Annotated in this window: 5 protein-coding genes; 3 read left to right on the plus strand and 2 right to left on the minus strand. The window is 75.3% G+C overall.

Annotation, left to right across the window (positions count from 1 at the left end):
• Together IE312_RS39625 and IE312_RS11590 are read left to right on the plus strand one after the other, a co-directional pair.
• Positions 1–857: helix-turn-helix transcriptional regulator (locus IE312_RS39625; RefSeq protein WP_229899566.1), on the plus strand; the 857-nt coding region annotated here is incomplete at its 5' end.
• 37 nt (positions 858–894) lie between these two features.
• A complete protein-coding gene (locus IE312_RS11590) occupies positions 895–1,242 on the plus strand; it encodes a DUF6191 domain-containing protein (RefSeq protein WP_189980918.1) in 348 nt (115 codons plus the stop codon).
• A 345-nt stretch (positions 1,243–1,587) separates the two neighbouring features.
• On the opposite strand, the gene IE312_RS11595 is transcribed toward IE312_RS11590, so the two are convergent.
• On the minus strand, positions 1,588–2,760 hold the full coding sequence (locus tag IE312_RS11595) for a PQQ-dependent sugar dehydrogenase (protein WP_189980920.1): 1,173 nt from the start codon (positions 2,758–2,760) through the stop codon (positions 1,588–1,590).
• A gap of 112 nt (positions 2,761–2,872) precedes the next feature.
• Entirely contained in the window at positions 2,873–3,871 is a 999-nt protein-coding gene (locus IE312_RS11600) for an aldo/keto reductase (protein ID WP_189980922.1), read from the minus strand.
• 75 nt (positions 3,872–3,946) lie between these two features.
• On the opposite strand from IE312_RS11600, the gene IE312_RS11605 reads away from it, so the two are divergent.
• Positions 3,947–4,703: NAD(P)-dependent oxidoreductase (locus IE312_RS11605; protein ID WP_229899567.1), on the plus strand; the 757-nt coding region annotated here is incomplete at its 3' end.

Consider the following 4,703-nt stretch of genomic DNA (forward strand, 5'->3'; position numbering starts at 1 on the left):
CCGCCCGCGCCTGCTACGGCACGCACGACCCGATGCCCCAGCAGTCGTTGCCGCTGGCCCGCATCGCCCTCGGGATCGCCGCCGGCGACGGCCGGATCGCGGACGCCCGCGCGGCCCTGCTGCCGGCCCTGGACGCCGGTTTCCCGCCCGGCACCCACCGCTACGGCTGGCCGCTGCTGCTGGCCGCCGCGACCGCCGAGGCCGACGCCCGCACCCTGCCCGCCGCGCGGCCCGGCCGTGCCGAGATCCTCGACCGCCTCTCGGCCGCCGTACGCACCCTCACCACCGCGGTCCCGCTCTGGCACGCCCACGGGCAGTGGACCCGGGCCGAACTGCTGCGCGCGCAGGGCCGGGACACCGCCGACACCTGGTCCCCGGTCGTCACCGCCTTCGAGTGCCTCGACCGGCCCTACGACCTCGCCCGGGTCCGCCACCGGCTGGCCGGGGCGCTGCTGGCCGAGGGCGGCGACGACGGGCGCGAGCGCGCGGGTGAACTGCTCCGGCTGGCCGCGGCGGTCGCCGCCCACCTGGGCGCGCGCCCCCTCGCCGACGCCGTCGCCCGGCTCGCCCAGCGGGCCCGCCTCACCCTGCACCGCCCTTCGCGGCAGGCCCCCGCCGACCCGGCCGCGGCGCTCGGGCTCACCAGCCGGGAGCGGGACGTGCTCGGGCTGGTCGCGGCCGGCCGCACCAACCGCCAGATAGCCGAGGAGCTGTTCATCTCCCCGAAGACCGCGAGCGTCCACGTCTCCAACATCCTGAGCAAGCTCGGTGTCTCGGGCCGGGGCGAGGCGGCGGCGGTGGCCCACCGGCTGGAACTGTTTACCGCGGGGACGTTCGCCGGGGAACCGCCGGGCTGAGACCTACGCTGGAGGGAACCGGCAGGGAGGGGAAGCCGTGTTCGACGCGTTCGAGGAAGTGTTCGCGCCCGGTCGCAAGCACACCCGGGACGAACAGAAACGACTGGAACTGACCCGCGAGGACGTGGGCGACAACGACCCCGGCCGCGGCCCGATAGACCTCGCCTCCGGCAAGGCGCTGATCCGCCTGCCACCCCAGCCCCCGGCCCCGGCCCCGGCAGAACCGAAACCGGCCGGGACGGAGCCCGCCGGGACGGAGCCCGCCGGGACGGCACCGGCCGGGAAGGGAGCTGCCGGGACGGCGGCGGCCGGGAAGGGAGCTGCCGGGACGGCGGCGGCCGGGAAGGAGCTGCCGGGACGGCGCCGGACGGGAGAGGGCCCGTAGGGACGGACGGCGCAGGGACGGCCCCGGGCGGGACGGGGCCCGCAGGGACGGATGTCACCCGGTCGGGCCCCGCGGGGACGGCACGGGGCGGGACGGAGCCTGCCGGGAGGGATGCCATCCGGTCGGGTTCCGCCGGGACGGCACGGGGCGGGACGGAGCCTGCCGGGAGGGATGCCATCCGGTCGGGTCCCGCCGGGACGGCACGGGGCGGGACGGAGCCCGCCGGGACGGATGCCACCCGGTCGGCCCCTGCAGGGACGGCACCGGGCGGGACGGAACCCCCCCCGGGGCGTCTGCGCGCAAGGAGCCGGTGGTGCCGGGAGCGGGGGAGGCGGGCGGTGGCGGTCACCGCACCCGCAGCTCCAGTACCCGGTCGTCCCCCTTCCCGGGAGTGCCCCGGCCGTCCGTGTTGCTCGTGACCAGCCACAGCCTGTCGCCGCCCGCCGGGACGACCGTGCGCAGCCGGCCGTAGGTGCCGGCGAGGAACGCCTGCGGGGCGGCCGAGGCCGACGTGCCGTTCAGCGGGACGCGCCACAGCCGCTCACCCTTCAGGGCCGCCATCCAGATCACGCCGTTCACGCAGGCGATGCCGCTGGGGGAGGCGTCGTCGGTGGGCCACTGGGCGAGCGGGTTCTGGAAGGAGGGGTCGGAGGACCTGCCCTCGGCCCGCGGCCAGCCGTAGTTCCCGCCCGGTTTGATCGCGTTCAGCTCGTCCCAGGTGTCCTGTCCGAACTCCGAGGCGAACAGCCGCTGCCGGCCGTCCCAGGCCAGGCCCTGCACGTTCCGGTGGCCGTACGAGTACACGGGCGAGCCGGGGAACGGGTTCCCCGGCGCCGGTTCGCCGTCCGGGGTCAGCCGCAGGATCTTGCCGCCCAGCGACTTCCTGTCCTGCGCCAGGCCCTTGCGGCCGCTCTCGCCGGTGCCCGCGTACAGCATGCCGTCGGGACCGAACGCGATCCGGCCGCCGTTGTGGATGAAGCCCTTCGGGATGCCCTTGAACACCGTGTCCGGGGCGCCCAGTTGCTCACCGGCCGGCCGGCGCTCGTCGTAGCGCATGCGCACGATGCGGTTGTCCGAGGCCGAGGTGAAGTAGGCGTAGACCATGTGGTCCGCGGCGTAGTCGGGGGAGAGGGCGATGCCCAGCAGGCCGCCCTCGCCGGCCGGTGACACCCCGGAGACCGTGCCCAGCTCGGTCCTCCGGCCGGTCTTCTCGTCGATCCTGCTGATCGTGCCCTCGTCCCGGGACGACACCAGCAGCCCGCCGCCGGGCAGCGCAGCCAGTCCCCACGGCGTCTTCAGGCCCCCGGCGACCGTGCGCAGCACCCGCACCGACCCCTCGGCCGGCGGGACGGACCCGGTGGCCCGCGGGGAGGAGGCGCCGGAGGTGCCCGGCGCCGTCGCGTCCGCCGTCCGCCCGGTCCACTCCGGCCGTCCCTGCCCGCCGGAGGAGCAGCCGGCCGCCAGCACCAGGGCGGCCGCGGCCAGCACGGCCGTCACAGCTCGACGTTGCACGATCATGGTCCCTTCGACGCGGCGGTCCGGACGGCACGCTTCGCCTGTCGCCCTCCTTGTCCAACACCGCCCGCGCCCTTCCGGGTTCCCGGCACCCGGCAACCGATCGGGGGGAACCTCAGTCCCACGACCCCTGCGCGGCCGGCAGCCGGGACACCTCCGTCAGGTCCGCGGCGGTCAGCCGCAGCCCGGCGGCCGCCGCGTTCTGTGCCGCCCAGTGCTCCCGCTTGGTGCCCGGCAGCGCGATCACATGGCGGCCCTGCGCCAGCACCCAGGCCAGCGCCACCTGGGCCGGGGTGACGTCCGCGCCGTGCCGGCCGGCGATGCGCCGCAGGCCCGCGACGATCGGCTGGTTGGCCGCCATCATCTCCGCGGTGAACCGGGGATGCCGGGCGCGCACGTCGTCCGGTTCGAAGCCCTCGCCCGGCGTCAGCGTGCCGCTCAGGAAACCGTTGCCCAGCGGCATCGCGGCCAGCAGGCCCACCCCGCGCGCCTCGCACCACGGCAGCAGCGTCCGCAGCGCCTCCGGCGACCACACCGACAGCTCCGCCTGCACCGCGCTCACCGGGAACACCTGCTGGACCCGCTGCAACTGGCGCAGCGTCGCGTCGTACAGGCCGGCACCCGTGCGGCGCCCGCCGCGCGCCCCCACCGCGCACAGGCCCAGCGCCCGCACCTTGCCGGCCCGCACCAGGTCCGCCATCGCGCCCCAGGTCTCCTCGACGGGCACCTCCGGGTCCGCGCGGTGCAGCTGGTACAGGTCGATCACGTCCGTCTGCAGCCGCCGCAGCGAGGCGTCACAGGCTCGCCGCACATAGCCGGGGCGGCCGTTGGCCACGATGTGCTGCTCGCCCACCAGCAGCCCCACCTTCGTGGACACGAAGGCGTCCCGACGCCGCTCCTTCAGTACCCGGCCCAGCAGCAGCTCATTGGTGAACGGGCCGTACATGTCCGCGGTGTCCAGGAGGTCGCAGCCCAGGTCCAGCGCCCGGTGCACGGTTCTGAGCGACTCGTCACCCCGCTGCCGTGATCCGGTGTACGCCCAGCTCATCGGCATGCATCCGAGTCCGACGGCCCCCACCGCGAGTCCCCCCGCGCCGATCGTCCTGCGCTCCACCTGCTCGTGAACCTCCCTCTGCCCGGCCCCCAACCTAACCTCTGGGCGTGCGCCGCCCTGACATAGCCTCCTGGCATGACTTCACAGGTGTGGCTGCCCATTCCGCCCGAGGAGATCGAGGGTCTGCCGGCGGGCCCCCGTTATCTGTTCTGGGACGGGGGAGACGACGGTGACCAGCCGTTTCCCGGCGACCCCGCCGAGTGCGCCGTGTACGTCGTGCCGTACATGAAGCGGCTGTCGGTCCGGGTCGGCCCGCTGGAGCACCTGACGAACGTCCGGGTCATCCAGACGCTCACCGCCGGCGTCGACGACATCACCGACCGGCTGTCGACGATCCCGCCGGGGGTGCGGCTGTGCAACGCACGGGGGGTGCACGAGACGAGCACGGCCGAGCTGGCGCTCACGCTCACCCTCGCCGCCCTGCGCGGCATCCCCGGGTTCGTCCGCGCGCAGCAGCAGGAGCGCTGGGTGGGCGGTGTCCACCCCGCCCTCGCCGACAAGAACGTGCTGATCGTCGGTTACGGAGCCATCGGTGCCGCCATCGAGGACCGGCTCGTGCCCTTCGAGGTAGCGCGGGTGGCGCGCATCGCGCGCTCCCGGCGCACCACGGCGCGCGGTCTTGTGCACCCGATCACCGATGTGCTTTCCCTGCTCCCCGAGGCGGACGTCGTGATCCTCTGCACCCCGCTCACGGAGGCCACCAAGGGGCTCGTCGACGCCGGCTTCCTCGGCCGGATGAAGGACGGCGCGCTGCTCGTGAACGTCGCGCGCGGAGCCGTCGTGGACACCGAGGCGCTCCTCGCCGAGCTGGCACGGGGGCGGATCACGGCCG

Origin of the sequence: Streptomyces capoamus, from assembly GCF_014654935.1 — a bacterium.
GTDB lineage: Bacteria > Actinomycetota > Actinomycetes > Streptomycetales > Streptomycetaceae > Streptomyces > Streptomyces capoamus.

Coding starts and splice junctions, on each gene's coding strand:
- IE312_RS11595 (WP_189980920.1), bottom strand. CDS start 2,760: ATGATCGTGCAACGTCGAGCTGTGACGGCCGTGCTGGCCGCGGCCGCC.